Origin of the sequence: Nostoc sp. (assembly GCF_036917515.1) — a bacterium.
Lineage (GTDB): Bacteria > Cyanobacteriota > Cyanobacteriia > Cyanobacteriales > Nostocaceae > Nostoc.
Genome location: NZ_JBALDE010000186.1, coordinates 1 through 26,186, shown reverse-complemented (window position 1 = coordinate 26,186; position 26,186 = coordinate 1). Strand labels below are relative to the sequence as shown.

The following is a 26,186-nucleotide window of genomic DNA, read 5'->3' as shown; positions in this document are numbered from 1 at the left end:
TAAGCCTGTCAAGAAACTATTATACTGATGAGTATGAAACAGGAAAAAACCACTGCGGCGATGGGCCGACCCCGCGAGTTCGATACCGATGACGCACTCAATAGTGCAATGCATGTGTTCTGGCGCAAAGGCTATTTAGGTACATCCCTCTCGGATCTGACAGAGGCTATGGGCATTAATCGTCCTAGCCTCTACGCCGCTTTTGGCAATAAGGAATCTTTATTCCGCAAAGTGCTGGATCGCTATGCTGACGGGCCATCAGCCTATCTTCGTGAAGCTCTCAAAGAGCCGACTGCGCGTCAGGTAGCCGAGCGGATGATGCACGGGGTTGTTGACTTAGGAACCGATCCGCGTAATCCACCCGGATGTCTCTGGGTTCATGGCACGCTTTCATGCAAAGATCCAGCCGATCCGATCCGACAGGAATTGTCCGCACGCCGAGAATCGAGTGAAGCCTCTTTGCGTATGCGTTTCGAGCAGGCGATTTCGGAGGGTGACTTACCAGCTAATTCTGATGCAGCCGCTCTCGCCCGCTTTGTTGTGACGGTCAATTGTGGAATGTCAGTTTTGGCAGCAACCGGAGCTACCCGAACGGAACTCCTGCAGGTTGTGGAGACAGCATTGCAAGCTTGGCCACAGTAGAATAACACCTATTTGGTGTTGCATAGACATTTGACGTGGAAAGAGTGAGATTTCGCTCCTCAAATTTTGACCATTTTCTGAATAACTGGAGTTTAGACTAAGTACGAAGAAAATACCCAGCAGGGCTGAGTTAATCTAAGACAAAGTGGAAATAGAAAAATTTTAGATATTAAGCAGATTCTGGTTGTTGTTTACGGAATTTAGTTGTAGTTTTTTTGACTACAGGATAGCGAATTCTACGTTGTCGCGGTTGTCTGGTCTTCCAGCCTGGGGACTTTCCGCGAGGTTTAGGTGAACGGGCAGGAGTAGCAATTGCCGCTAAAATGCTGCCCATTGACTGGGCAACCCTTCCAGGGGTCAAATTGTCTAATGACTTTTGCCCTTGGTATTGGGTTATCCGCAACGATATCACGAGCCAACCATAATTCCCAAGTGATTAAAGGCATTAGGTCACTCCAACGCTCACATTGCTTAGGAGTACTGAGTTTGGGCAGTGTCCAGTGTCGCCGTTGCTTCAAAAAACGATACCAATGAGCGACAGTAAAGCGCCGCAAGTAGAGTGTCCAAACTTCAGATAGTGGAGGCATTTCCTCTCCTAACCAAGCCAACCACAAAGGTTTTGATACTTGTAAATTGCCAAGATCATCAAGACGCTCAACCCGAATCAGAGACATCGGGCGTGTGGCAGTTTTACGAAAGTGTAAATTTGACCACAAGCTCACTTTGACTCGCCCTAATTTTGAATGGTTTAATTCTATACTTTGAGTGACTTCACTCCATGTAGAAGGTTCATTCAGCTTGAATTTATCACCATGTTTCTTGGGTCGTCCCTTTCCGTGATTATGATTAATGTATTATACTTGGATGAACATATACTACATAATTTTTAAAAGTCGTCGATGCTTTGAGGCTGACAAGATAATATTTTTAATCTCTAATTCTATTTGATTTGCGTTCTCTCATATCGCTTTTAGTCTAAACTCCAGTGAATAAACCATGAGCTTTCTTATCCTTATTCGGCAGTAAATAACACTCATTAAGCCGATCTGTTATTTAGAGTAAATACAGACCACTGATGGTTGTCATAATATCTTTGAATACAATTTGATATAACATCACTTGATGTATTAATAACAAAGTTAATTACAATATTACTTAAAAATTAATGCTAAAAATACGCGGTTGTTTCTAAAGCCATTAACAATAAATATCCAGCTTGTAGCTGGCGTTAGTTAAAAATAATCTCAACAAAACGATCTAAAATATAGAGGCTATAGAGAGACTTAGCTCTTACTGCGTAAGACTTTGATACAGTTTATTTGTGTTTATTTGTATTTTAAGGTCTACATTAGAAGTCATAGAATTTGATGTGATAAATTATCTATGACTTACGATAACCGTGCTGAAGTAAGAAAGGTTTTAATTATTACCTTACTACTCAACCTATTTGTAATGGGATTGAAAGCACTTGTGGGCTACTGGACAGGTTCTTTGAGTTTGCTAGCTGATGCCTTACATAGTGTGACAGATAGCGCCAACAACGTTTTAGGATTAATTGCAAGTAAATTTTCTTCTCCACAACCCGATCGCGAACATCCCTACGGACACAGCAAGTTTGAAGCTTTGGGCGCTCTAGGAATTGCCTCATTTTTAGGAATAGCCTGTTTTGAAATTCTGCAAGGAGCAATCGAGCGAATTCTCAAAGGTGGTGGTGAATCGATAAAAATATCGCCACCTGAGTTGTGGTTATTACTAATTGTGCTGGGTGTGAATATTTTTGTGGCCTTTTATGAACGTGCTGTGGGTAAGCGGGTAGATAGCTCAATTCTCATTGCTGATGCGACACATACCATGAGCGATATTTGGGTAACAATCTCTGTAATTGGCGGCTTGATAGGAGTTTGGCTAGGTTATCAATGGATGGATTTGGTGTTAGCTTTTCCTGTCGCCTTATTAGTATTTTGGAGTGGCTGGTCAGTTTTAAAAGAGAATTTGCCTTGGCTTGTGGATCAAATGGCGATCGCACCAGAAGCAATACACGTGATCGCTACTTCTGTTCCAGGTGTAATTAACTGTCATGCGATCGCTTCTCGTGGCGTTCTTGGTCGTCAAGTATTTATTGAAATGCATTTAATAGTAGATGCATCAGACGTAGAAACCGCCCACCACATCACCGAAGAAGTAGAAAGCCGATTAGAAGAACAATTTCGTCCAGTAAGAATTTTAATTCACGTCGAACCACCAGCGTATAAGTCTGAGCAAATTAGCTTTGAAACTGGAACAAAGTAGTCTCAGTAATTTTAAATCACGCCCTGTTCAAGTGTAAAACAACGCTTCATTTCTTCGTTGAAAAAATATGATAAGAAGAGATGAGGTAAATAACAAATAACGATATCTTTGTATTAACTCTTATAAGAAGCAACCAATTCTGCGACGATCACAACTAGTTCTCCTGGATCGACAGGTTTAGCCACATGAGTCTGAAAACCCGCTTCCAGAGCACGGCTACGATACTCGCTATCACCATAAGCAGTTAAGGCGATCGCGGGAAGTTTTCCATAAATATCGGGCTTCAATGCCCGGATCTTGCGGATGAGGGTGTAGCCATCTTCATCAGGCATAGCAATATCACAAATCAAGATATCTGGTTGCAACTCAGGTAATACTTTCAATGCTACCGCTGCCGATGCAACTGCCATAATGGTGGCTCCATCAGCTTCCAACACAGTAGTAATGTAAAAGCGGCTATCATCATCATCATCAACTACGAGGATGTTTAAGCCAGCAAGGGGAAGGGCAGGTTCCATAACATCTCCATTAATGTTGATCGAATGAAATGTATTTCCAATGAGCTGCTTGTTTTTTATCTCTACCATACCATTGGTAATTTTACTGCGATCGCGCCGATTTTCCTAGACAATAACTCAATTTGTCTAGTCACCATTTAATTGATGCTTAATTATTCACTGGCATTTATAATTATTGACTGGATAAAATTATATTAATGTTGAAATTCCTTGATATTTTCAAATTAACTTTCACGAATAGTTGAAATTCACCCAATCATCTTGCTAACTATTGACTACTTTATTACTAACAAGTTTGGATTTTAATGAAGCTTGAAAAAATTCAAAAAAAATAGACAATGCCGAGTCTTAAAACAAGTCAGGTCGGCATTGTCATTTTTAAATCAATATAGTTCAGATTAGCTCAAAACCTAGATGTAGAGACGCAATTTTTCGCGTCTTTCTAGACCAATCGTCTACATCAATAACTCTTAACTCAAGCTGATTGAAACGGAGCCAAAGACGCTCCAGATCCAGTCAGGAATTAGGAGTCAGAAGTAATACACCTAACTATTAACTTGCAAACTGCTGTATGTGAATCTAAACTCCTGCAAGTAATCTGAACCGTAGTCAAGAGTAATCAGCTTTTAATTAAGTCAAATCCAAAACTTGATTACTCCCATTCAATGGTTCCAGGCGGCTTCGAGGTGATGTCATAAACTACCCGATTTACCCCTTTTACCTCATTCACAATTCGAGTAGAAATCACTTCCAGGACATCATAAGGCACTCTTGCCCAATCAGCAGTCATACCATCTTCACTGGTAACAATCCGCAAAACAATGGGGTAGGCGTAAGTACGTTGATCTCCCATAACGCCAACACTACGAATTGGCAGCAATACCGCAAACGCTTGCCAGAAATCATGATACAGACCGCGTTGGTTAATTTCTTGCCGCACAATCAAATCGGCATCGCGCAAAATATTTAACCGCTCAGATGTAACTTCCCCCAGAATCCGAATTGCTAAACCAGGGCCAGGAAAGGGTTGCCGTTGAACAATTTCTTCTGGTAAACCAATGGAACGCCCAAGTTTGCGGACTTCATCTTTAAATAGTTTCCGCAGTGGTTCCACTAATTTAAATCTTAGGTCTTTGGGCAAACCGCCAACATTGTGATGACTCTTAATTTTCACCGCTACCCGCTCACCAGTTTGGGGATCAACGTTGGTGTCCGCAGATTCGATCACATCTGGATAAAGAGTTCCTTGAGCTAGATAGTCAAAGTGACCAAGGCGCTTGGATGTTTCCTCAAATACACTGATAAATTCGTGTCCGATGCGGCGGCGTTTTTCTTCAGGATCTGTAATCCCAGCAACTTTAGCCAAAAAGCGATCGCGGGCGTTAACATATTCAACAGGAATGTGAAACTGCTCTTGAAACAGCTTTACCAATCGCTCTGGCTCATATTTCCGCATAAAGCCTTGATCGATAAACACACAAGTTAGTTGCTTACCAATCGCTTTATACAGCAAGAAAGCCAGGGTAGAAGAATCCACTCCACCAGACAGCGCTAACAGCACCCGCTTATCACCAACTCTGGCGCTAATTTCTCGAATTGCCTCTTCAACAAAAGCGGCTGTTGTCCAAGTGGGTTCGCAATCACAGATGTGGTAGACAAAATTACGGATTAATGCTATACCGCCAATAGAATGCACTACCTCTGGATGGAATTGAACGCCGTAAAGTTTCTTTTCATGGTCGGCGATCGCAGCACAGGGAGTATTTTCTGTATGTGCTAGCAATTCAAATCCTGATGGCATTTGGATAACTGAGTCTCCATGACTCATCCACATGGTAGTGCCATCTTCAACATTAGTAAGCAAATCTGTGGGATCGTCAATATACAATGAGGCTTTGCCGTATTCACCTCGATCGGCCTTTACCACTTCCCCACCGAGTTGGTTTACCATCAACTGCATCCCATAGCAAACACCCAAAATGGGTATTCCCAAATTCCAGATTTCTGGGTGACAATGGGGAGCGTTATCACCATAAACTGAACTTGGGCCACCTGAGAGAATGATTCCCTTAGGATTGAGTTGGCGCAAATGTTCAGAAGTAGTGCGATAGGATAAAACTTCAGAGTATACTTGAGTTTCGCGGATGCGACGGGCAATCAGCTCAGAATATTGAGAGCCAAAATCCAGAATTACAATTAATTGGCGATCAAGCCGCCCAAAATTTTCCAATGTTTGGGGCGCTTGTTCTGTTGGTAGAGTCACCGCTGTATTCATGACGGGAGAATTATCTCTGTTAAGGATATAATAGATGCTTTGTGGTCTATGATAATGCTATTATCCAGCCTAGATAGGCTGATAATGGTACAGAAAGTCTTGACAAACGCTAGGTTCCGTGCATTTGTCAAAACTCGGAGTTGGAGATGGTATTAAAACGATAAATCTACCCTAGAGTGGTTACTTAAAGAATTATTTTTTTGGATTGTTTACGATTATTCATAATAAATTAACATAATTTTCCCATCAACAGACGAGCAGTTTTACTCTTCACGATAATTTTGCGATCGCGATCGAAGAGAATAGAGCCACAGACTGTTACTTTTTTGCCACTTTCGCTATGGCTTTGGATGTATTCTTGGGCACGAACATCAATAGTTTCGGCGATCGCACTGTAAACTTGATTTACCCAATCACTACCAGTTGCAGCATCTATGGATTTTAGGTGTGTGAGTGCTGCTTCAGCAGTTGCACTGTTAAATACAGCTTGGATATCTGGTGATTTTAAACCTGCGATCGCACAGTGCGCTGCCAAAATTTCCCGGCGTCCATCAGCCAAGTAATGGTGGGTGTGAAAAATCCCTCCAGCCAGTTTCATCAGCTTACCGTGATAGCCAAATAATAAGATTTCTTTTACACCCAGCACATCAGCTTCTACTAACATTGGCCCAAGCCAGTTAGCAGTTTTGACTAATTGATCGGGATTAATTCCTAGTTTACGCGCCAAATCTAGTCCATTCTCCCCGATACAAAATACTAAACTCTCAAAACGACTGGCTTTATTTTGTAATTCAGTCCGAAAAACTGCAAGTTGATCTGGTGTACTTAAAGGTTGAGAAATACCGGTTGTGCCTAAAAGGGAAAGTCCTTCAACCACACCAAAAGCAGAATTTGAAGTCCGAACAGCAAGCGATCGCCCTTCGGGTAAAATAATTGTCACCGTGATTTTTTCCCCAGGTGCTAACATCCGTTGCAAATTCTCTTGCAACAGCTTTTGAGCGTAAGCATAAATAGCAGGCTTGTCATCAGCATTCATCTGCTTACCAATCCCTTCCCCACCTTTAATAATTACTGTCTCACCCTCTTCCCTCCATTCCACCAATGCCCAAATCGGTGTATTTTTGGTTAGGTCAAGATTATCACCAGGATCGCTGCGAGCGATCGCCAAAGCTGTATTCTCAGATAATCCTGCTACCTGTTCAATTGGTATTTCTGCAATTTGAGCGGGTTCAATCAAATCTACTGATGCTATGCTTAGGGGTTGGCGATCGTGTAACCAGTGTAAAGCTGCAACAGCAGCAGCACAGGCAAAGACGGGAAGTGTGTATCCAGAACAGGACATTTTTTAAATTCAAAAGAATTGTTCAAAATTTTTCGTGCAGCGTCTCGTAGAGAAAACAGCTTCAGATGGCAATTTAGACACCGACTGTGGCTTGCTTCCTTCATAGTAATGGCAAAACGCAGCTTGGCAGTTAACCTCAGCAATGCCACCAGCAGCTTTCGTCCGTTCTCTACCGTGAAGTGTTGGGTGGCTAACTCAATTATTTTTCATCTTCGTCTTCCCTGAATAACTCTGTCAACCCAATTGAACAAATCACTTTTGTCAACTTTAGCAAGTATGTAAGTATCTCTTTGTACTCTTTCAAGAGCACCTTTCGTAAGATATGTTGAAGTCACTAAAATACCTTTGCTTGCTTTATGTTCGCTACGGGTATCTGCTAACTCTCGTATCACCTCTATCCCCACTTTGTTACCAGGCTTCTTATATTTAGCTTGCCAAACAGCCTTAAACAATCCACTCTCACCTAAATCCTTAGTTGCAATCAAATCTTTACCCCCATCATTGCGTCCTGCGCTTAATTCAACCGAGTATCCATCCTTTTCCAATAGCTCTGCCACTAGCTCTTCAAACTCACGCCAGTGAAGAGATGCAATATCTATTCCACCCTCAATTAATTTCTCAAGAACGCCAAAACTAGGTGATAGCTGAATAATTTCACTTTTGCTTTCGGGCAGTACTAGCTCTGATTTACTATATTGTTTTTTACGTTTCGGAATGAGATATTCAACGAATATTCCATCATTCAGGACGTTTTTAATATCTTGTTTTAAGCGCGTCTTTTCGGCAGGTTCGAGCCACTTATCTATCTGCTCAAGTAATTCCTCCCTACCCAAATCATTTTGAAAAGTGGACAATTCAACCGATGGAAACAGGTGATTCTCTGGATCGTACTTATCGAAAAAAAAGCCTATTGCATGATCGTAACCAAAAAGTATTGGCTCCCCGTTTTTGGATTCTGTAACTACTTGGGACACAAATCTTGCTCAATCAATTTCAAACTACTTTAACTTTGAACACGAAAAGACAGATTCTTAACTATGCCATTACCAAAAGATAAAGCAGCACAACGCCACAGTTGAGCTGCCGCCCGCAGATAACCTTTGACTCTCACAAATCACTGTCGGTCGGCTCCAACGCAGTGTTAGCCTGCTGACTACTCCTTCTTGCTGTTTCTAGTTTTTGGCGAATCGCTGCTTGAACCTTCTGATCAAAATCGGGATCGTTGGGGCTTGCAACAATCCTACGTGGACGCTGATTAATCCTGTCCAAGTATGCTTGAAAAGCAGCTTGATCTCCGCGATGTTTGAGAAAATATTGTTTCAATTCAACATCAGACATTGAATCGTAATTAATTCGGCTCATCAGACAATTCTCCGTTGGGTAAAATTTGGAATTCAATCTCTTCGTCATACCCAGCAAGAATGTATATATTACGAGTCCGATTATCAACACAAATGAGGTATATGGGCTGAAACATGATATACGTCAGTTGATAGCTAATACGATACAAACTTGCTACTTGAGCAGCAGTAGGCATTTTAATTAATTACAGCAAAATTCCGAATTACGAATTAGTCATTAGTCAAACACCTACTTCTAATAATAGAGCTTCCATAGCTTCCCAAGAAATTCCTTGTTGAATATAACGGGGTGCTTCAGGATTGTAAGGACTGGCTACTCGGTCAATGTTAAGGATGTTTGCCCCATCTGGTAGAACAGGTACATCTGCATCAAATGCTGTAGGGCGCATCAAAGAACTGGAAAAGCCTTTGAAAATAGCAATTGTATCTTGCTCATCAGCAATTTCCACCGTTACAATTAGGACTTCTTGGGAGCGTTTAGCGGTGTATTGTTCCAGTCGCTTGCCAATGGAATTCATGTTTTTAAGAGTAGAGTTAAGTGGCACAGCGATAGTTACTGTGGTGTGGCTGAACGTCCCTGTTTGCCCAGCTTAATTAATACAAAATAGCTCAAATAAAGTACATAAATTACTAAACTAGTTATGCCAAGAAAACCTAAAAACTCAGTCTTGCTATTAGCATGGAAATATTCTTTGAATAGCAATGGAGCCTCGAACCAGACACGACAATAGGGAGTTTTCAGCATATTGGCAGAAAAAGCACAACCCAAAAAAGGGATAAAGGCTAGTGTCCCCAAAAAACAATAAACAGTTGTCGCCCAGCGCCAAGAAGTAAAAATCAATTTCAAAGAACCACTGGTTTGATACTCAATTTCATCGTTGATATCTACCCAGAACCATAACGAAATCGGGATCAAAATCTGAGCTATTAACCCAGAGATAAAGCTAACTGGATACTGGGCAATCATTAAGTAAACCGTGATTGCCACCAAGCTTGATACTCGCCAGTATATAGCCAATAAGCGTTGTATGCCTTCTGCTTTTTGTACAAATGCCCAAATTAGAAGAATTAGCGGAATAATTACTAGGAATAATACTGCCAGTCGGTAATCAATCCAGACGAAAGGTCGAAACCAAATATTATAGTCCATATTTTTCTCAAACAATAGATAAAAAAAGAAGTCAAGAGTCCGAATAAATCAAGTGAGATTTTATACCACTACCTGATTGTAGACTGCTAAAAAAGCAAGGGTATTAAACCTTTTTATTCAGGAGTCAGTCGGACTCCAATTCATCCTGAATTCTTCTTGATAATAGTTTATTGAACCTCTTATGACTAGAAGTCACGAGTATTACAAAAAATTTATAGGGGCGTACATCTGTACGCCCCTACTGCCAAGTAATTTGTTGTTTAATTGATGAAAATCGCAACTTATCTCTTTGGAAGAAGCCTATTGATTCAAATAAAGAGTTTATTTTTTCCACGACTAAAATCAGGGGCTTTAAATAAAACGCTTGCAAGTGGAGGATATTGGTGAGTTTCCGCGTCCCCCACTCCGGGCGTTTTCTTTAGTCAATCCTGGTTATTTGCTAACCAAATAACAGAAAATCCAGAGACCTCAATTTTTAGTCGTCGTAAACCCGGCATTCAATAGCATCTGGGTTGTCATCACAATACTGTTCTAGAGAGTTTTTTGGCTTGCTCTGGCGCTTGTGGGAAGCTTCAGCTTGCAATTCTTCTACTGCATCCCAAGCAGCAGCACACTCTGGTGAGTTGCTACCGTTAGTATCACAGACAGTACGCGCTTGTTCCACTTCTTGTTGGATTTGCTCTTGGATGTCGCTTTTTACTGTTTTTTGGATGTTAGTCATTGCTTTAGTCTCGTTATGTGTTGTTAATACTAGTATAGAAAATGTTCAGAAATGGCAGTTTTTCGCTTGATTACTAACCATTCTAACCATTTAGCTAATCATAAGTTAGTGTTTTAGCCTATTGATTTATAACCAATACAGCAAGCTACCCTATCTATAATGCATTTACCTTTATTTTTTAAGATTTTGTGGAATTAGTAGCATAGATAAATAATCATACAATATATTTAGATGCCTATATTAGGGAATGACAACTCTAGCTTCTTAGGATGGAGGAGACAAAGGGTTGGCATCAATTCTTGTAAAATGCAATTCTTCCCAAAATAAAAAGTCAAAACCTACTAGCCTAAAAAGAGAAAGAAGCTCAAAACTCATGGCAGACCAAATGCAGTGGGCAAATGCCCTATCAACCCGTCATTCTCTGGAAGCCGCTGTTACAGATGTGGTAGAACGAGCTATTTCATCGTTAACAGCACCTGCGGATCTAGGACTGGTATTCATTTCGTCTGCTTTTACCAGTGAGTATTCCCGACTGTTACCCTTGTTAGCTGAAAAACTTTCTGTGCCTGTGCTAATTGGCTGTAGTGGTGGTGGTGTAATTGGGACGACAGTTAGCGGAGAAACCCAAGAATTGGAAGCTGAACCAGCTATCAGCTTGACTTTAGCACATCTTCCAGGAGTAAAGATTCAAGTTTTTCATATTGTTGCTGAAGAATTACCTGACTTAGACAGTTCGCCAGATGCTTGGCTTGATTTGATCGGTGTGCCACCATCACCGACACCGCAGTTTATTTTGCTGTCTAGTTCTTTCGCTTCTGGAATCAACGATTTATTGCAAGGGCTGGATTTTGCTTATCCAGGATCGACGATCGTCGGGGGACAGGCTAGTGGTGGAGGTATGGGTGGTCGTGTTGCCCTTTTTTGTAACGATACTAACGGCGAGAAACAGCAAAACTTATATCGTGAGGGCACTGTTGGTATAGCTTTGACTGGCAATATTGTTTTGGAAACGATTGTCGCCCAAGGATGCCGACCGATCGGCAAGCCATTGCAAGTTACAAAAGCTGATCGCAATATCATCCTAGAGTTAGATGAGCAAGTGCCTTTAGTGGTGTTGCGAGATTTGATTGCCAGTCTCAGCGAACAAGAAAGAATTTTAGCACAGCACTCTCTGTTTATTGGTGTGGCAATGGATGAATTTAAGCTGGCTTTGCAGCAAGGAGACTTTTTAATACGTGGTATTCTTGGAGTCGATCCAAATGCTGGGGCGATCGCAATTGGCGATCGCGTCCGTCCTGGTCAAAGGCTGCAATTCCACCTCCGCGATGCCCAAGCTTCTGCTGAAGACCTCGAATTACTCCTTCAAAGTTATCAACATCAACGAGAATCTGAACCCTCAGCTGTAGCTGCTTTAATGTTTTCTTGTCTGGGACGAGGTGAAGGACTCTATGGTAAACCTAACTTCGATTCTGAACTATTTCAGCGCTACCTTAACGATATTCCTATAGGTGGCTTTTTCTGTGGTGGTGAAATCGGCCCTGTGGGTGGCAGAACCTTTTTACACGCCTACACTTCAGCATTTGGAATTTGTCGCCAAAATCAGTTATGAGTTTGTCATTTGAGCTGATTCGTAAAGAAAATCTTAAGGGTACTCAACTCATTACTAGGTCTAAGTTTCAGCGAATAAGTGCTTTATTGACTTAAATTCCTGAAACCCTTACTAGACAAGTACTTTACTTGAGTTTACGAATTAGCTCTTTGTCATTGGTCATTGGTCATTAGGCATCGGTTATTAATTATTCCCTTCTGCCCCGGGTCAGCTAAATTTATTTATGGGAATAATAATTTTGAATTTTGAATTTTGAATTCCCGGAAGGGGTTGACTCTTAACTCTTATTCAGCACAAGTGTGCTGTTATTATCAATCAGAGTCAAAGTTCCAGTAGTGGCGATGCCTGGATGGGGCTGTGATGCACTATATGTCTGAATGTAGCGTCGCACTTCTGGGGGAAAATGAGGGTAATCTAACACCGCATCCCCATCAGCAATAGTTGCCCAGAAGTCGCGCAAACTAGGAGCTAATTCTTTTGCTTGTGATAATGGTAAGTTTAATGGAGAGTGAGTTAGTAGCTTGATTAAAAAAGGGAAAGAGCGATCGCCCATCCACTGCCTCGATGACTGTTGCAAGTCGGGGAGCTCAGGCACTGACTCTACACGATGGGATAAAATTTGCAACGATTCTTTACCTTGGTTATCCCGATGAAACTCTAGCACTCGGTAAGCGTGAGGATAGCTAACTAAAGAACCAGTGGTAATATCATATACCCCATCGGAGTAAGCAATATCCTGAACGTGCAAATGCCCGGTAAACACTAGCTTGACTCCGTAGCGCCTCAACAGCTGCAATAGTTCTGCTGAATTCGACAACATATAGCGATTTGCCAGTGGATGGTTCGATTGATTGGGCAAATGTTCCACTACATTATGATGCACCATCACCAAAACTAAGTCATTACCAGATGCCGCCAGCACCTCTTCTAACCACCGTAGCTGTTTGGCATCCAAACACCCCACTTGCCCTCCCTGATCATTAAAGGAGTTAGAATTTAGTCCAATCAGCTTAACTCCAGGCAGTAATTGACGAATGTAGTAAATCTGCCGTGGATCTTCGTAGCCAAACTTCGTGTAATAGTAGGGAAAATCTGCAAAAGCAATTGATTGCTGATCGGCCAACAGCACAGGAACGTCATGATTACCAGGAACAACATAGACGGGAAAAGGTAGCTGGGCTAAACATTGTTGTAACCAGGCGTGATTCTCTGGTTCGCCGTGCTGGGTTAAATCTCCTGGCAACAACAAGAAATCTAAATCGAGTTGTGTTAAATGTTCTAGTACACTTTTAAATGCTGAGATACTTACTTCCACCAAATGAAATCGGCTGGGATGATCCCAGATTGTGTGAGGAAGTGCCAGGTGTAAGTCGCTGACTACTGCAAAGCGAAAATTGAAACTCATTGATTTCTGAAAATGTTAAAAGCAGGGGTTAAAATAAGCCTTTTCCCAAAAGTATAACGCTTGCTTTGTTTCCCTGCGTAGGAGTGCGTTTACTTAATATTTATATACATTAAGCATTAATTACACACTATGGTGACGATTAACTTAAGGGCTAATTATAACCATTTAATCTTCAAAAATTATTGGAAATTTGATTGTTAAAAATTATTAATTAACGCTCGAATAACTGGGTGATCGCTTCTATCTGCACCTAAACAAACAATTAATGGGTAATAATTCAATAGTGTTAGCGGCACGAAATACGATCGCCTAGCTCATCGTAGACATCGCTTTGTTTTCTGCTACTCCCCTTTTCGATAAAATAACTGAGCAGATCGGTAAAGAACAGGTTCAGAATCATGGCTCAAGCTAGTATTGGGATTATAGGTGGTAGCGGTCTTTACAAAATGGATGCGCTCAAAGATGTCGAAGAAATGCGAGTCGAGACTCCTTTTGGTTCACCATCTGATGCTTTGATTCTGGGAACTTTGGAAGGTGCACGGGTAGCTTTTTTGGCACGTCATGGCCGCAATCACACGCTTTTACCCTCTGAGTTACCGTTTCGCGCTAATATCTATGCGATGAAGCAATTGGGTGTGAAGTATTTAATTTCAGCTAGTGCTGTGGGTTCCTTGAAGGAAGAAGTGAAACCATTGGATATGGTAGTGCCAGATCAGTTTATTGACAGAACAAAAAATCGGATTTCAACGTTTTTTGGTGAGGGAATTGTGGCTCACATTGCTTTTGGCGATCCGATTTGTCAGAATTTGGCAACTGTGTTGGCAGATGCGATCGCATCTCTCAATTTACCAGAAGTTACTCTCCATCGCGGCGGTACTTATGTGTGCATGGAAGGGCCGGCTTTTTCTACTAAGGCAGAATCGAATCTTTACCGCAGTTGGGGTGCAACAATCATTGGGATGACGAATTTACCAGAGGCGAAGTTGGCTAGGGAAGCGGAAATTGCCTACTCAACTTTAGCATTGGTGACAGATTATGATTGTTGGCATCCAGGCCATGATACAGTGACGGTGGAGATAGTGATTGGCAATTTGCTGCGGAATGCGGTGAATGCTCAAAGGGTGATTCAAGAAACTGTGCGGCGCTTGAGTGAAAATCCGCCGCCGAGTGAGGCGCATTCGGCGTTGCAACATGCAATTTTGACTCAATTGGATAAAGCACCAGCAGCGACGAAGGAAAAGTTAGGGTTATTGTTGCAGAAGTATTTGTAATATTGCTGATGAATCAGCGATGTCTATGACGGGCTGTTCGGTAACGCACTTTTTCAGATTACAGCAAGGGCGATGTCTACGACGGGCTACGCCTACGCATATAAATATAGCAGATTGCAGGTAAATGAGGTACAGTAATATCAAAGCATCAAAAAGTGCAATGAAAGCTTACTCAATCGACCTACGGGAAAAAATAGTTAAAGCTTATTATCAAGGTGACACCTCAGTCAGAAAAGTAGCTCTTAGATTTGGTGTAGCCAAAAGTTTTGTACAAAAACTACTCTCCATAAACAAGACTCAAGGTCATGTAGAACCGAGACAACAAGGTGGAGCAATGAAGGGAGAACTGGATGGAGATGAAGCTAAACTAGCAGCGATGGTAGAAAAATACCCAGATGCAACATTGTTAGAATACTGTGAGTATTGGAGTATAACTAATAATCAATGGGTGAGCACAAGTACGATGTGTCGTGCGTTGCAAAAACAAAAACTCACACGAAAAAAAAGACAGTACACAGCAGTCAAGGGAAAACAGAAAGAGTCCAAAATTTGAGAACTGAATATTGGCAGCAAGTTACACAAGTAGACCCAGAAAACCTAGTTTTTATCGATGAAATGGGTGTTTTGTTGGGTTTAACAAGAACTCATGCCCGAAGCCCTCATCGAAGTAGAGTGCATGATTTTAAAGCCTGTTACGAGGAGCGAAGGTGACAGTTATTGGTGCAATAACGATGAAACAAGTTTTAGCTGTTATGACCTTGAATGGCTCTATGAATGGCAACGCATTTAAAGTATTTATTGAGAAGTGTCTGCTTCCTCAACTTTGGAAGGGTGCGGTAGTTGTCATGGATAATGTTCCCGCTCACAAAGTAAAAGAAATTGAGCCTTTAGTTCAATCTGTTGGGGCAAGTGTTCAATACCTATCGCCCTATTCTCCTGACTTTAATCCCATTGAGAATTGGTGGTCACAACTGAAAGCTTTTTTACGCTCTTTTTCTCCAACCACAACTAAAATAGTTGATACTCTCATTGCAACTGCGCTCGATTTAATTAATCCTAAGCATTTAAAAAACTGGTTTACACACTGTTGTTACTGTACCTCATAAACCTGCAATACGCTGTATATAAGCTGTCGTCACCAAAATCATGATTTTCATTGACAAAATCATGATTTTCATTAGCAAAATCGTGATTCTCATTGACAAAATCATGATTTTCATTGACAAAATCGTGATTTTCATTAACAAAATCATAATTTTTGTTATAAAGCTTTGCTTGTTCCTTGTGTCTAGCAAATGATAGTGCGATCGCACCATCATCATAAAATCATACAGGCGATCGCTTTATCTCAAGTTTGGGTAATCACTCATTACTAAAATCTCTTTGGTCAGAGTGTCAGCCCCGGATTATACCAATATGAAAAGAGAATGGGGACTGGGGATGAGGGAGACAAGGAGATACGGAAAATGACTAATGACAGACAATATCTTGCTGATATAATACCTGTCTATGTTTGATAACGTCTGTCGCTTTTTAGCAGAGTCATATTCAGCGGATTTCGCTACTTGGTTACTTGGTGAATCTATTGCACTCACCCAACTCAGTCCAACAGAATTATCCCTCGAACCGATTCGAGCAGATGCGTTAATTCTGTTACAGTCAGATGAAATTGTTCTGCATATTGAATTCCAAACCGAAGCAAAAGCCGAAATTCCCTTTCAGATGACTGATTATCGGTTACGGGTATATCGCAGATTTCCCCGAAAGCGGATGCATCAAGTTGTCATTTACCTGCAACCCACCACATCCGAATTGAATTAGTCCAACAAACAGCTTTTGTTTTAGAAAATACTCGTCATGAATTTGGAGTCATTCGTCTTTGGGAGCAACCAAGCGAGATATTTTTAAATACACCTGGTTTGTTACCGTTTGCAACTCTCAGTCAAACTGAAGATAAAACGCGAACATTACAACAGGTTGCAGAAGCTATTGAGCAAATAAACGATACCCGGATACAAAGTAATATTGCTGCGTCAACGGCAGTATTAGCTGGGCTAGTATTAAACAAGGAACTGATTAAAAGGTTATTACGGAGTGATGCTATGCGCGAGTCTGTAATTTATCAGGATATCCAGCAGGAAAAAGCTTTATCGATTATTATACGACAACTTCGCCGTAAGGTCGGAACTGTCCCACCTACACAGCTATTGAAAATTCAAGCTTTAAACTCAACACAGTTGGATGATTTAGCAGAGGCTTTACTTGATTTTTCGGATTTAACCGATTTAGAAGCTTGGTTAGCGCAAAATCAAGGTTAGTGTCTATGCGCGAGTCTGTAATTTATCAGGATATCCAGCAGGAAAAAGCTTTATCGATTGTTATGCGGCTACTTCGCCGTAAGGTCGGAACTGTTTCACCTGCACAGCTATTGAAAATACAAGCTTTAGATTCAACACAGGTAGATGATTTAGCTGAGGCTTTACTTGATTTTTCGGGTTTAACCGATTTAGAAGCTTGGTTAGCACAAAATCAAAGTTAATACAGCAAAATTGCTAATGAGCGATGTCTACGACGGGCTACGCCTACGCAACAATGGGCTAATCATACAAGTGATCGCACTTCCTCAGATTACAGCAACAGCGATCGCTACGACGGGCTATTTAGTAACGCATCATTATCTAAAATCATACAGGCGATCGCACTTTCTCAAATTACAAATTTTGATGTATTCATTTATCAACCCTATTATGACATTTGTCATCTTTTCACCTCTTAAGCGGGTTCGAGTCTGTTAAACAGTAATTAGCTGATATTAGACATCTCCTGTTTTTGTAAGGCGATACGAATTCCTGCTACATTCCCGCTTGTAGCCATTAAAGCTAATAATGAAGGAAGAAACGGCACCCAAATACCCCAGATTAAGAGAACAAAGCAAACTACATAAAGAACGCTAGAAGTAACACCAACTGCCAATACCAACCAAGGGAGCGAACGCCACTGCCGAGCAAGCATTCCCCCTACCAAAGACCACCCCCAAATCCAGACCACCTCAATCCACAGTGACCAAACTCGCAGTAATGGCCGCCCATCCTGGACAGCACTGAGGATCTGGCTAATCATATGCGCCTGTAGTAATACTCCTGGCATTTGCTCATTTAAAGGAACGCCATAGGGTGTAGGCCAGGTGTCTGGAGAATCCCCCTTTGCAGTCACACCAATCAAAATAATTCGGTCTTTGATAGCACTGGGGTTAATTGGACTAGATAAAAATTGGGTTAGCTTCACCTGTTCGGCTATCTCTTTTGAGGAACGGTAATTGAGTAAGATTTGACCACCCTTGGCATCGATACCTTGATAGCCGCCAGTACGAGACTTCAGATTTGGAAAAATAGTTTTACCCAGCTGCAAATTCCCTTCTGGGGTAAACTTTGATTGAATTTCTGAAGGCCGCAGATAGAAAAAGGCTAATTGTAGACTGAATGCAAAGGGAGCAGAACACAACGATGTCACTTCTTGGTTCATGAATAGGAGATGCCGACGGATAACTCCATCGCGATCATGAATAAAGTTACTGAATCCCAAGTTTTCTATAGGGATTTCTGGTGGCGGCTTGATGCCTTTGATATTTGCTGCACTATCACTTCCTTTGCATAAGCCAACCAAATTCTGAGTTTGTTGAAGACGAGTAATTAAATCTGGTCGTCTGACTTGAAAATCAGCATAGATATCCAAGCCGATCGCGCGGGGTTGGTATTGATTCAGTTTTGCTAAGAGTTTATTGAGAGATTTTTCAGAAATAGAAGCTCCAATCAAAGACTCGCCATTTCGTCTTTGAGTTGCCAAATCATCATCGTCAATTGTTATTATCAGTAGGCGCGGATCAAGTCCTTCCTCAGGGCGCGATCGCATCATCAGGTCAAAAGCACTCAACTCTCCAGCCTCCAGCACTCCCAAAAGCCGCATCCCCACAATCAAAATCGTTGTAACTACACTTGTAAGAACCACTGTCTGAACTGTCAACATTTTCAACGGAACTGCTAGATGTTCTTTGAGCCACCTTTCATCAAATACTTTTCTATAAATCAAATTGCGTACACACAAGCTAGCGTGCTCACGGCGCACAATAATACCTGAGAGTTTGAGGTGGGACTTAACCAACGACTGCTCCTCGTCCAAGACAATGCGCTTTCCACGACGGATCTCGCTGTAGGTAGTCAAGACAGCGAATACATCGGGTGCTCGTTTGGTAAGCATATCCCGCACAAACTGTAAGTTATTATCTTGCTTGCTCATTGCACCAAAGAACGTGCTATTTACAACGCGTTCAACTTCGGCTTGAGACCAATTATTCTTGTCTTGCTCTGTTATGGCCCGGCAAAGACGCTGCGTTAGATAGGGATGTCCCCCTGTCCATTTAAGTACCCACTTAAGCGTCTGCTGTGACTGTTCTAGTGGTAAACCGAGTCCATCAGCAAGAGCTAGTGCTTCCTTTAAGTTAAAGTCGGTTAACTCTACACGCTGTCCAATATTGAAGGGCGTCCGCTTGGAGTCACGGATTAAATCGCCTGGTGTTGCTACGCCGATAAGGACAAAAGAGAGACGCTGAAATTTAGGCAGACGGGCACGCCCATTGTAGAGATATCGAATAGCCGCAAAAAAGTCGTCGGTGAAGTCGAGGCTGAGAGTGGTGTCGATTTCATCAACGAAAATCACCAAAGGTATTGCAATTTCAACCAGCAAAATTTCCTCAAAAAACCTAGTTAACCGTTGAGTAATGCCCAAATGTTTAAGAGACTGCCACCACTCAAGAACATCGGTATCGAGCATAAGTTGATCGGCAATGATGGTGAGCAAACCTAGATACCATTCTTCAGCAGTAACCTGTACCCCCAACTGAGTCAGATCAATAATTACTGACTGGATGCCTTCATCAGCTAGTTGTTCGGCAGTCCGCACCATTAAGCTGGACTTGCCTACCTGCCGTGGAGCAAGAATATAAGCGAAAGTTCCGGCACGACACAGTGCTAAAAGTTCCTCATCAGCTTGGCGGGGAATGTAAATGCCACCGCCAGCTTGTACCGTCCCGCCTACAGTGTAAATGCTTGGATTAGCCACGCAGATGCTCCTGGAAATAATCGGTATAAAGTTGACAACGGGGAAACACTACACGCCCTTCTCGGCGCACTAAACCCGCACCCCGCAAACGGAAGAAAATGTGCTCATTTTCACAAGTCTTCTGGCGAACTACTTGGAACATACCTTGAACCAACTCCTGTTTGTTATGCAGCCGGAAAAGGTGGTTACGCAGATGATTGCCAAAGGGGCCATTATCTGCGATCGCATTGGCAAATAATTCGGTAGGATGGAGGCGATCGCTAGCAACTAAGTAAAGTGCAAGGCGTACTAAATAAGGATGTCCACCCAGTAACGCGATTAATTGCTTTTCTTCGTTAGCGTTGAGGGGTGAACCATGACGGCGGTTAAGGTCAGCAACCTGTGCTGCTGTAAAATCTTCTAAATCAATTACTAGCCCAACATTAAAGGGGGATTGGTTGAGATTATCAATTAGCTGGTAGGGTTCGGTGGAAGTCACCAGTGCTAAATCCAGTTGCTTCCAGATGGGAGTAGTGGCGCGGCTATTGTGCCAGCTTCGCAGCATTCCAAAGAAATCAGAGCGAAAATCAGTATCAAAGACCCTTTCAACTTCATCCATCGCTAAAACAATGGGGTTGCCAAACTCTTTGAGCAAATAGCGCCCAACATAACGAGTGCAACGCTGACTATTGCCCAAGGGCATATTCCAATACTCATCAACTTTATCTGTCATTTCCAATTCATCAGTTAACCAAGTACAGAACTGGCGAAAGAAAAGGTCAGCATTGGTTAAAGCGGCTTTATCAAACAATTGGAAATCCAGCAAAGCAACCCGCTTAAGAGCATTCACAGCAGTATGAATTGTGCGGATTAACAGGGAACTTTTGCCCATTTGCCGGGGGCCTTTAATTGTAATTGTCACACCTTGCCGCTCAATAGTTTGCAAAGTAAGGGCATCAGATGAGCGTTCCACGTAAAAAGTAGATTGCGATTCCATTGTCCCTTCCGGCATTTCCAACGAGACAGGTTGTGCTGAAGGAAAGGGATGGGGTAGGAGTGACGGCTTACTTATTTGAAGTAAATCTGCTTTCAATTTTTCTTCACTAATAGCCAATGCACCGCCACAGACAGCCTGTAACAACTCTGCAATCAAGCGTGGCGTATCTTCTGCATCTTTCCAGAACACCCAGTTAATCCCATTTAAGTAAGCACTCAAGGGATACACAAACGGTTCTTGATACGCCAGACGCACTGGGAGAATTATCGGGCGTCCTGACTGTGATTTTGCCAAGTGGTGTGCTGTCTCTATTTCTGCAACCACCATCTCGCTGCTGGTTGACAAAGCTGAAAGGAAAGTAATCAGAAAATCAGCTTGGCGGATTTCTGCTTCAATACGTTTAGCCCAGTGTGTGCCAACAGACATAGTTTGGTCGATAAAGACTTTATGCTGCTGCGATAGCGCCTGGAAGACTTGCATCGCCACCGGCTCATCGGGGCTAGCATTACGCTTGTAGCTGATGAAGATGCGTTTAGCCTGGGAGTTTAACATTACTATTAACCTTGGCTTCCTTCAGCTTTTTAAGTGGAAAAGCTTATCTAGTTGCGAGTCAATTTTGTACAGAAATTGGGTAATTCTGTCAGCGCAATTAATTAGTTACACTCTACTACAGCGCAGTTGCAGGCAATTACCGACAGCACAAAAAAATCGTTTACAGAGCTAAAAGACTCATTAATGGAGTTCAAACACTCATTAACGGAGCTAAAAGACTCATTAACGGAGTTCAAAGGCTCATTAATGGAGTTCAAAGACTCATTGACGCAGCTAAAAGACTCATTAACGGAGTTCAAAGGCTCATTAATGGAGTTCAAACACTCATTAACGGAGCTAAAAGACTCATTAACGGAGTTCAAAGGCTCATTAATGGAGTTCAAAGACTCATTAACGGAGTTCAAAGGCTCATTAAAGATATAGAAAATAATGTAGAGACGTAGCACTGCTACGTCTCTACAAGGGTTCTGGATAACGCATATTTAATTTCTAGAGATATCTATTAATAGAATTCAAAGGAATTAAACCTCATCTCAAACCAAAACAAAGCCTATTTATGCAGGCTTTGTTTTGGTAGCCCCAGATTATAGGTCTGTGGGCGCTTTGATATTTTTGCAACAGATTGAAAGACTAATTTCAATCAACCTATCTGACTGCTCCCTTCACTGCATCACCAGCATCCTCAGCGCCACGCTTAACATTTTTACCAGCATCCTCAGCGCCACGCTGAACATTTTTTGTCACGTCTTCGGCAGCATTCTGGGTATTACCCTTGATATTTTCAATTCCTCGCTGAGTTCCCTTAACAAGACCTTTGCCAACTTTTTCAGCTGAACTGCCGATATCTTCACCCAGGTTCTTCACTCTTCCACCAAGGGATGTCCCTTGTTTGTAATTTTCGCCATATTGCTCTGGGCTGTCAGCTCCTTTCTGCTCAATATTCTTTTGAGCATTTTTTACTAGTGCCTTAGCTCTGTCATTAGCTGCCTTTTCATCTTGCGCTCTGGGATCTACATCACTAAAGTTATTGATCCCACCAGTAGGAGGATTCAGAGGATAATCTTTTGTGGAATCATATCGCTCGATATTAGGTGCTTGAGCGCCAGGTTGTGGTGGCTGTGTTGCTATTCCTGGAGCACCACAAGCTTGTGTCAGAAATAAGAATATTCCTGCTAAAAAAACAGTTAAAACTTTTAAGGGACGAATGTTTTTCAGCCAATTCATTGCTTTTTTCATACTTCTAACTCCTTGCATTTTTGTGACTAAGTTAAACTTCAACTAAGATAGCATTTGGAATTAATTTTATATCCCAGGCATTCAGACAAAATAAGAGTTTTATCTGCCTACTGTTGGATTTTTTTGTAATTCCGGTCTTGCTTTAGCTTCATCTGACTTATCTTTCAAAAAGCCGGAAGCTTTATCAACAGCCTCTTTTACAGTCTCAAGACGATCTTTAACCCGCTCTCCTACATTTGATTCATCCTGAATCAAACCACCGGGTTTTGGCTGGCGGAAGTCTTTATCTGTAATCAGTGGCAGTTCTGATTCTTTGTTGACTCGATCGGCTGGTGTCTCGCCACCAGGATAAAGTATCTCGGATTCCCTATTTGTAGCAATCAACAATTGCGAACTTGGTTGTAAGCTAGCTTGGTCACGTCCCTGATTGGCTTTTGGGTTTGTTATTTTCGGATCGGTGGAGAAATTGTTGTTGGTATAGTTGTCTCCACCATTTTTATAAGGATTGTTTGCTCCACCAGCTTGTACAGCAGGATTTTGTGGATTTGCCCCTTGAGTATTTGCCCCACTACAAGCAGTGCTAACTATCAACAATAGTCCAGCTAAAAAGATAGTTAATATCTGGCGCAATCTTATTTTTTTGAAGAATACTCTCACCGCGTTCACGTAGTCCTCCCTATCAAAATATTAATAAGCTAAATAGTTTGCTGAATCATTGGATTGGTCAGCAAGTTATTATGCTTGTTTTGGTTTGCTTACTTTTGATAACCTCATATTAAGGATATGAATAATAAAATTAACTTTACCTCTAGCGCAGGCCACATTTTTATTATTAATAATAGAATATTTTTATATAACTGGAGAGAGATATAAAATAAAATAATATTTTGGGCAAAAAAAAACTACACAAACCTGTTTAGTAGTTCAAAAGTTTTGCATAGATAGCTGATGTACTGTAATAGTTGAGGCATTCAGCCCTGATTGCTCTAACCGTTAAATTACTAAATTAATGAAGCAATTTTTACGCTGGATAATTTTGGGGGGAACGCTGTTTTTTTTAGGGAAAGCTCTAAAGGATAATTGGATTGAGGTAACTGCTATCCGCATTGATGATGTAGGATGGGCAATTATGGCGATCGCTACAGGGGTAACTTTACTAGCTCATACTTGGGCAGGCTGGATCTGGACTTGGATTCTTCAAGAGTTAAATCAACCTATATCATCTCCTCAATTCATCCAAGTTTATCTAAAAACGAACATCGCAAAATATTTACCAGGTAATATCTGGCATCACTACGGGCGAATTGTCGCCGCCAAAAATGCCAATATTCCTACTGGTGCAGCCACTTTGAGCGTTTTGCTGGAACCGCTACTCATGCTAGCGGCTGCTTTAATTATCATTGTCTTATGCAGTAGCCAATTTGCAGCAGCTAATACTACCCTTGTTATCCAAATACTACAATTTCTGAGTTTAGCTGTAGTCCTTTGTGCAATTCATCCCTGGTCTTTAAATCCAGTTATTCGCTTTTTGTATAGATTAAAAGCCAAAAAGTCTGCTGCTACCACTCAACCAACTATTCCTTTCAGTCTTAAAAGCTACCCTCTACGACCTTTGTTAGGAGAAGTGGGCTTTATGGGACTACGCGCCACTGGATTTATATTAACTATGTTCGCCTTGGGTTCGTTGAATGCGAATCAAATTCCTTTGTTATTAGGGGCTTTTAGTTGCGCTTGGTTGTTGGGGTTTATTATACCGGGTGCACCTGGTGGGTTAGGTGTGTTTGAAGCGACTGCCTATGAACTTTTACGACACCACTTTCCAGCTGCCTTAGTATTTAGTGCGATCGCTCTATATCGCCTCATTAGTATTCTAGCTGAAACTGCGGGTGCTGCCCTAGCTTGGTTAGATGAACGCGTTGCTAAATCCTGAATTAGGCAAAACTTATTTTTGTCTATCTACCTTCATCTGTGAAAACACACGATAACTATCCAGATTTAATTGCTGATTACTGCTTTGTTTTTCTTCTATCTTAATTAAGTTATATTCTACATTTTCTGCATAAATGGCGAATGTGATATTAAAAATCTCGATAAAATTTATGACTCCTTTGCATTCTTCTTCTGAATATTTTTCGTAAAAACGAATTAAATGAGCAATCCGAGTTTCTAAATGTCTCCGGGAATTTCTACAAATCAAAATAACCTTTAATAATATAATTACCAGGGTTAGAGCATGACCTTGAGCAATTAATAAAATAAATAATTGTGAAGGCTCTTTAGCATTTTCTATTGTAAAGTAATCAATCACTCGATTACAAGCTCTCAAGAAAAATTCCTTAGTGATGATTTCTTGATTATAATCTATCTTCCATAAGGATAAAGTATGTGCAAAATGCTGCCGCAAATTCTCAACTGATTCTTGATTTTCTACAGAAAAAAATAGATATTTTTCTAGGTTAATTTTAAATTCTTTCAGGGTTTGCTTTTCAGTTTGTTTGATAAATATATGGGCAATATTATCATAACTAAATACGCCTCTTTTTAAGACAATTGTTTTTATTAAGCGCAGAGCTTGGTCTCCTAAAATACTGGGATTTTTATAGCGTGTTGTACTTGAAACGCCAGATTGAGAACGAGCAATATACATTGCTAGTTCAAACTTAAATTTGTCTTTTATCTGTTTGGAAAGCCTTCTAGCAGCCTCTTGCTGCTCTTTAGGGTTCTTATTATTAACAGATTGATCAATCAATAAATAGGAAGTGTAGCGATTAGCCCAATGACCTTTAGATGAATCTTCATATTTAGTAGCAAATAATTTCAGATCCTTGTAATCTTTGCTATTAGCAAACTTCTCTAACCATATTTTACAAGTTTTTACTACTAAAGGATTATTATCCTTAATTTTTAGATTTTCATTAATAAATAAATTAACTAAGTCTTGGATATATTTGTCTTTTCGGTTAGTTTTCCAATTATTAACTATAATGTAGCAACACCGCTTAAGTGTATTATATAATTCCTGTTCATAATCATCTAGAAAAATATTATATATTCCAGGTATATAATCGGAATATTCGGAATCAAGACCGTCTATAAATAAACTTTTGAATTCACGTAAAACATCCTCTGGTGTCAATTTATTGACAATTTCTACAAAGAAACTATAAACCTCCTCTTGGGCAGTTTGCACATCTAGTTGTTTAAAATTAGATGTAAGACAATGCGGATTTTCCTGACTAATTGATAAACGATTAGTGGTCATTTCAGTTATCAGGACAAAAAGGCTTCCTGTTCATATTATTATTAGCTTAACCTTGGTGAACAGGAGCATCAATCTATTTTTCAGAAATTCAGTCATCTTTTTACATAAATTTGATTAAATAGGACTATAAATAAAGTATTAAAGATAACTTGTTTAATTCTTCATCAAATAGTTCAGTGAAATTACTTATTTATCACCAGAAAAGACCATACATAAATATATAGATATGGACAAGTTTATCTATAGATTTAGATATAGCCCGCCCATTGTACAGTGACTAATTATCTGTCTTGTGACAAATTAATGTCATCGCTAAAATTCTTGTATAGCGAGGTAATCAAAAGTTTGCTGGAACCCTGCGATCGCACAACTATAGCAGTCGCCATCTTAGTTAGGACGTAGAATATATAGAGAAGTGATTGATTTCTGCATTCGTATGGCAAACCCTTACAGTTATGATCT

The 26,186-nt window shown here is 40.9% G+C and carries 26 protein-coding genes and 1 pseudogene; 10 read left to right on the top strand and 17 right to left on the bottom strand.

Annotation, left to right across the window (positions count from 1 at the left end; genetic code table 11):
* The first annotated feature begins 33 nt into the window (after positions 1–33).
* Complete coding sequence (locus V7K89_RS24780) at positions 34–642, top strand: TetR/AcrR family transcriptional regulator (RefSeq protein ID WP_335191885.1); 609 nt, start codon at positions 34–36, stop codon at positions 640–642.
* Between the two features lie 287 nt (positions 643–929).
* Here the strand turns inward: V7K89_RS24780 and V7K89_RS24775 are convergent, their stop codons facing one another.
* Positions 930–1,364, bottom strand: coding sequence for a hypothetical protein (locus V7K89_RS24775; RefSeq protein ID WP_335191884.1), 435 nt, complete (start codon positions 1,362–1,364; stop codon positions 930–932).
* Between the two features lie 661 nt (positions 1,365–2,025).
* Between V7K89_RS24775 and V7K89_RS24770 the strand changes: the two genes are divergently transcribed.
* Complete coding sequence (locus V7K89_RS24770; protein ID WP_335191882.1) at positions 2,026–2,931, top strand: cation diffusion facilitator family transporter; 906 nt, start codon at positions 2,026–2,028, stop codon at positions 2,929–2,931.
* Positions 2,932–3,044: 113 nt separating this feature from the next.
* Here the strand turns inward: V7K89_RS24770 and V7K89_RS24765 are convergent, their stop codons facing one another.
* From V7K89_RS24765 to V7K89_RS24725, 9 genes are all read right to left on the bottom strand, one after another.
* A complete protein-coding gene (locus V7K89_RS24765; RefSeq protein ID WP_335191879.1) occupies positions 3,045–3,449 on the bottom strand; it encodes a response regulator in 405 nt (134 codons plus the stop codon).
* Between the two features lie 652 nt (positions 3,450–4,101).
* Positions 4,102–5,724, bottom strand: a complete 1,623-nt coding sequence (gene guaA / locus V7K89_RS24760; RefSeq protein ID WP_335191877.1) for a glutamine-hydrolyzing GMP synthase — start codon at positions 5,722–5,724, stop codon at positions 4,102–4,104.
* A 229-nt stretch (positions 5,725–5,953) separates the two neighbouring features.
* On the bottom strand, positions 5,954–7,066 hold the full coding sequence (cbiD, locus tag V7K89_RS24755; protein WP_335191875.1) for a cobalt-precorrin-5B (C(1))-methyltransferase CbiD: 1,113 nt from the start codon (positions 7,064–7,066) through the stop codon (positions 5,954–5,956).
* A 206-nt stretch (positions 7,067–7,272) separates the two neighbouring features.
* Complete coding sequence (locus V7K89_RS24750) at positions 7,273–8,040, bottom strand: restriction endonuclease (RefSeq protein WP_335191873.1); 768 nt, start codon at positions 8,038–8,040, stop codon at positions 7,273–7,275.
* A 133-nt stretch (positions 8,041–8,173) separates the two neighbouring features.
* A complete protein-coding gene (locus tag V7K89_RS24745) occupies positions 8,174–8,428 on the bottom strand; it encodes a DUF6887 family protein (RefSeq protein WP_335191871.1) in 255 nt (84 codons plus the stop codon).
* Positions 8,415–8,603 carry a DUF6888 family protein gene (locus tag V7K89_RS24740; RefSeq protein ID WP_335191869.1) on the bottom strand — a complete coding sequence of 63 codons (189 nt, stop codon included), beginning with the start codon at positions 8,601–8,603 and terminating at the stop codon, positions 8,415–8,417. Before V7K89_RS24740 ends, V7K89_RS24745 begins: the two co-directional genes overlap by 14 nt.
* 45 nt (positions 8,604–8,648) lie before the next feature.
* Positions 8,649–8,945, bottom strand: a complete 297-nt coding sequence (locus V7K89_RS24735; RefSeq protein WP_335191867.1) for a DUF7734 family protein — start codon at positions 8,943–8,945, stop codon at positions 8,649–8,651.
* A gap of 35 nt (positions 8,946–8,980) precedes the next feature.
* A complete protein-coding gene (locus V7K89_RS24730; protein ID WP_335191865.1) occupies positions 8,981–9,577 on the bottom strand; it encodes a DUF3177 family protein in 597 nt (198 codons plus the stop codon).
* A gap of 475 nt (positions 9,578–10,052) precedes the next feature.
* Positions 10,053–10,298 (bottom strand): Calvin cycle protein CP12, encoded by a 246-nt coding sequence (locus V7K89_RS24725; protein ID WP_335191863.1) that lies wholly within the window; start codon positions 10,296–10,298, stop codon positions 10,053–10,055.
* Between the two features lie 373 nt (positions 10,299–10,671).
* On the opposite strand from V7K89_RS24725, the gene V7K89_RS24720 reads away from it, so the two are divergent.
* Positions 10,672–11,907 (top strand): FIST signal transduction protein, encoded by a 1,236-nt coding sequence (locus V7K89_RS24720; RefSeq protein ID WP_335191861.1) that lies wholly within the window; start codon positions 10,672–10,674, stop codon positions 11,905–11,907.
* Between the two features lie 277 nt (positions 11,908–12,184).
* On the opposite strand, the gene V7K89_RS24715 is transcribed toward V7K89_RS24720, so the two are convergent.
* Complete coding sequence (locus V7K89_RS24715) at positions 12,185–13,312, bottom strand: metallophosphoesterase family protein (protein WP_335191858.1); 1,128 nt, start codon at positions 13,310–13,312, stop codon at positions 12,185–12,187.
* A gap of 398 nt (positions 13,313–13,710) precedes the next feature.
* Here V7K89_RS24715 and V7K89_RS24710 point away from each other — a divergent pair, with 398 nt between their 5' ends.
* The 6 genes and pseudogenes from V7K89_RS24710 (at position 13,711) to V7K89_RS24685 (ending at position 17,378) form a co-directional block, all read left to right on the top strand.
* Positions 13,711–14,583 (top strand): S-methyl-5'-thioadenosine phosphorylase, encoded by an 873-nt coding sequence (locus V7K89_RS24710; RefSeq protein WP_335191856.1) that lies wholly within the window; start codon positions 13,711–13,713, stop codon positions 14,581–14,583.
* 160 nt (positions 14,584–14,743) lie between these two features.
* On the top strand, positions 14,744–15,136 hold the full coding sequence (locus tag V7K89_RS24705) for a helix-turn-helix domain-containing protein (protein WP_335191854.1): 393 nt from the start codon (positions 14,744–14,746) through the stop codon (positions 15,134–15,136).
* 154 nt (positions 15,137–15,290) lie between these two features.
* Positions 15,291–15,689, top strand: coding sequence for a transposase (locus tag V7K89_RS24700; RefSeq protein WP_335191852.1), 399 nt, complete (start codon positions 15,291–15,293; stop codon positions 15,687–15,689).
* A gap of 403 nt (positions 15,690–16,092) precedes the next feature.
* Positions 16,093–16,901: pseudogene (locus V7K89_RS24695) on the top strand (Rpn family recombination-promoting nuclease/putative transposase).
* Positions 16,902–16,906: 5 nt separating this feature from the next.
* Complete coding sequence (locus tag V7K89_RS24690) at positions 16,907–17,122, top strand: DUF4351 domain-containing protein (protein ID WP_335191850.1); 216 nt, start codon at positions 16,907–16,909, stop codon at positions 17,120–17,122.
* Positions 17,123–17,138: 16 nt separating this feature from the next.
* Entirely contained in the window at positions 17,139–17,378 is a 240-nt protein-coding gene (locus V7K89_RS24685) for a hypothetical protein (protein ID WP_335191848.1), read from the top strand.
* A 7-nt stretch (positions 17,379–17,385) separates the two neighbouring features.
* Here the strand turns inward: V7K89_RS24685 and V7K89_RS24680 are convergent, their stop codons facing one another.
* The 4 genes from V7K89_RS24680 to V7K89_RS24665 all read right to left on the bottom strand — a co-directional run bounded on the left by V7K89_RS24680 (position 17,386) and on the right by V7K89_RS24665 (position 23,128).
* The gene (locus V7K89_RS24680; RefSeq protein WP_335191846.1) at positions 17,386–19,698 is read right to left on the bottom strand and encodes a CHASE2 domain-containing protein; all 2,313 of its coding nucleotides are present in this window, start codon (positions 19,696–19,698) and stop codon (positions 17,386–17,388) included.
* Entirely contained in the window at positions 19,691–21,226 is a 1,536-nt protein-coding gene (locus tag V7K89_RS24675; protein ID WP_335191843.1) for an AAA-like domain-containing protein, read from the bottom strand. Before V7K89_RS24675 ends, V7K89_RS24680 begins: the two co-directional genes overlap by 8 nt.
* A gap of 645 nt (positions 21,227–21,871) precedes the next feature.
* Entirely contained in the window at positions 21,872–22,462 is a 591-nt protein-coding gene (locus V7K89_RS24670) for a hypothetical protein (protein ID WP_335191842.1), read from the bottom strand.
* A gap of 99 nt (positions 22,463–22,561) precedes the next feature.
* A complete protein-coding gene (locus tag V7K89_RS24665) occupies positions 22,562–23,128 on the bottom strand; it encodes a DUF6658 family protein (RefSeq protein WP_335191841.1) in 567 nt (188 codons plus the stop codon).
* 343 nt (positions 23,129–23,471) lie between these two features.
* Here V7K89_RS24665 and V7K89_RS24660 point away from each other — a divergent pair, with 343 nt between their 5' ends.
* Positions 23,472–24,392 carry a lysylphosphatidylglycerol synthase domain-containing protein gene (locus V7K89_RS24660; protein WP_335191839.1) on the top strand — a complete coding sequence of 307 codons (921 nt, stop codon included), beginning with the start codon at positions 23,472–23,474 and terminating at the stop codon, positions 24,390–24,392.
* A 12-nt stretch (positions 24,393–24,404) separates the two neighbouring features.
* Here V7K89_RS24660 and V7K89_RS24655 read toward each other — a convergent pair whose 3' ends face one another.
* Entirely contained in the window at positions 24,405–25,724 is a 1,320-nt protein-coding gene (locus V7K89_RS24655) for a hypothetical protein (protein WP_335191837.1), read from the bottom strand.
* A 281-nt stretch (positions 25,725–26,005) separates the two neighbouring features.
* The coding region (locus V7K89_RS24650; protein WP_335191836.1) for a hypothetical protein at positions 26,006–26,186 on the bottom strand (181 nt) is incomplete at its 5' end.

Coding starts and splice junctions, on each gene's coding strand:
- V7K89_RS24780 (WP_335191885.1), top strand. CDS start 34: ATGAAACAGGAAAAAACCACTGCGGCGATGGGCCGACCCCGCGAGTTC.
- V7K89_RS24770 (WP_335191882.1), top strand. CDS start 2,026: ATGACTTACGATAACCGTGCTGAAGTAAGAAAGGTTTTAATTATTACC.
- V7K89_RS24765 (WP_335191879.1), bottom strand. CDS start 3,449: ATGGAACCTGCCCTTCCCCTTGCTGGCTTAAACATCCTCGTAGTTGAT.
- guaA (WP_335191877.1), bottom strand. CDS start 5,724: ATGAATACAGCGGTGACTCTACCAACAGAACAAGCGCCCCAAACATTG.
- cbiD (WP_335191875.1), bottom strand. CDS start 7,066: ATGTCCTGTTCTGGATACACACTTCCCGTCTTTGCCTGTGCTGCTGCT.
- V7K89_RS24745 (WP_335191871.1), bottom strand. CDS start 8,428: ATGAGCCGAATTAATTACGATTCAATGTCTGATGTTGAATTGAAACAA.
- V7K89_RS24740 (WP_335191869.1), bottom strand. CDS start 8,603: ATGCCTACTGCTGCTCAAGTAGCAAGTTTGTATCGTATTAGCTATCAA.
- V7K89_RS24735 (WP_335191867.1), bottom strand. CDS start 8,945: ATGAATTCCATTGGCAAGCGACTGGAACAATACACCGCTAAACGCTCC.
- V7K89_RS24730 (WP_335191865.1), bottom strand. CDS start 9,577: ATGGACTATAATATTTGGTTTCGACCTTTCGTCTGGATTGATTACCGA.
- V7K89_RS24725 (WP_335191863.1), bottom strand. CDS start 10,298: ATGACTAACATCCAAAAAACAGTAAAAAGCGACATCCAAGAGCAAATC.
- V7K89_RS24720 (WP_335191861.1), top strand. CDS start 10,672: ATGGCAGACCAAATGCAGTGGGCAAATGCCCTATCAACCCGTCATTCT.
- V7K89_RS24715 (WP_335191858.1), bottom strand. CDS start 13,312: ATGAGTTTCAATTTTCGCTTTGCAGTAGTCAGCGACTTACACCTGGCA.
- V7K89_RS24710 (WP_335191856.1), top strand. CDS start 13,711: ATGGCTCAAGCTAGTATTGGGATTATAGGTGGTAGCGGTCTTTACAAA.
- V7K89_RS24705 (WP_335191854.1), top strand. CDS start 14,744: ATGAAAGCTTACTCAATCGACCTACGGGAAAAAATAGTTAAAGCTTAT.
- V7K89_RS24690 (WP_335191850.1), top strand. CDS start 16,907: ATGCGCGAGTCTGTAATTTATCAGGATATCCAGCAGGAAAAAGCTTTA.
- V7K89_RS24685 (WP_335191848.1), top strand. CDS start 17,139: ATGAGCGATGTCTACGACGGGCTACGCCTACGCAACAATGGGCTAATC.
- V7K89_RS24675 (WP_335191843.1), bottom strand. CDS start 21,226: ATGTTAAACTCCCAGGCTAAACGCATCTTCATCAGCTACAAGCGTAAT.
- V7K89_RS24670 (WP_335191842.1), bottom strand. CDS start 22,462: ATGAAAAAAGCAATGAATTGGCTGAAAAACATTCGTCCCTTAAAAGTT.
- V7K89_RS24660 (WP_335191839.1), top strand. CDS start 23,472: ATGAAGCAATTTTTACGCTGGATAATTTTGGGGGGAACGCTGTTTTTT.
- V7K89_RS24655 (WP_335191837.1), bottom strand. CDS start 25,724: ATGACCACTAATCGTTTATCAATTAGTCAGGAAAATCCGCATTGTCTT.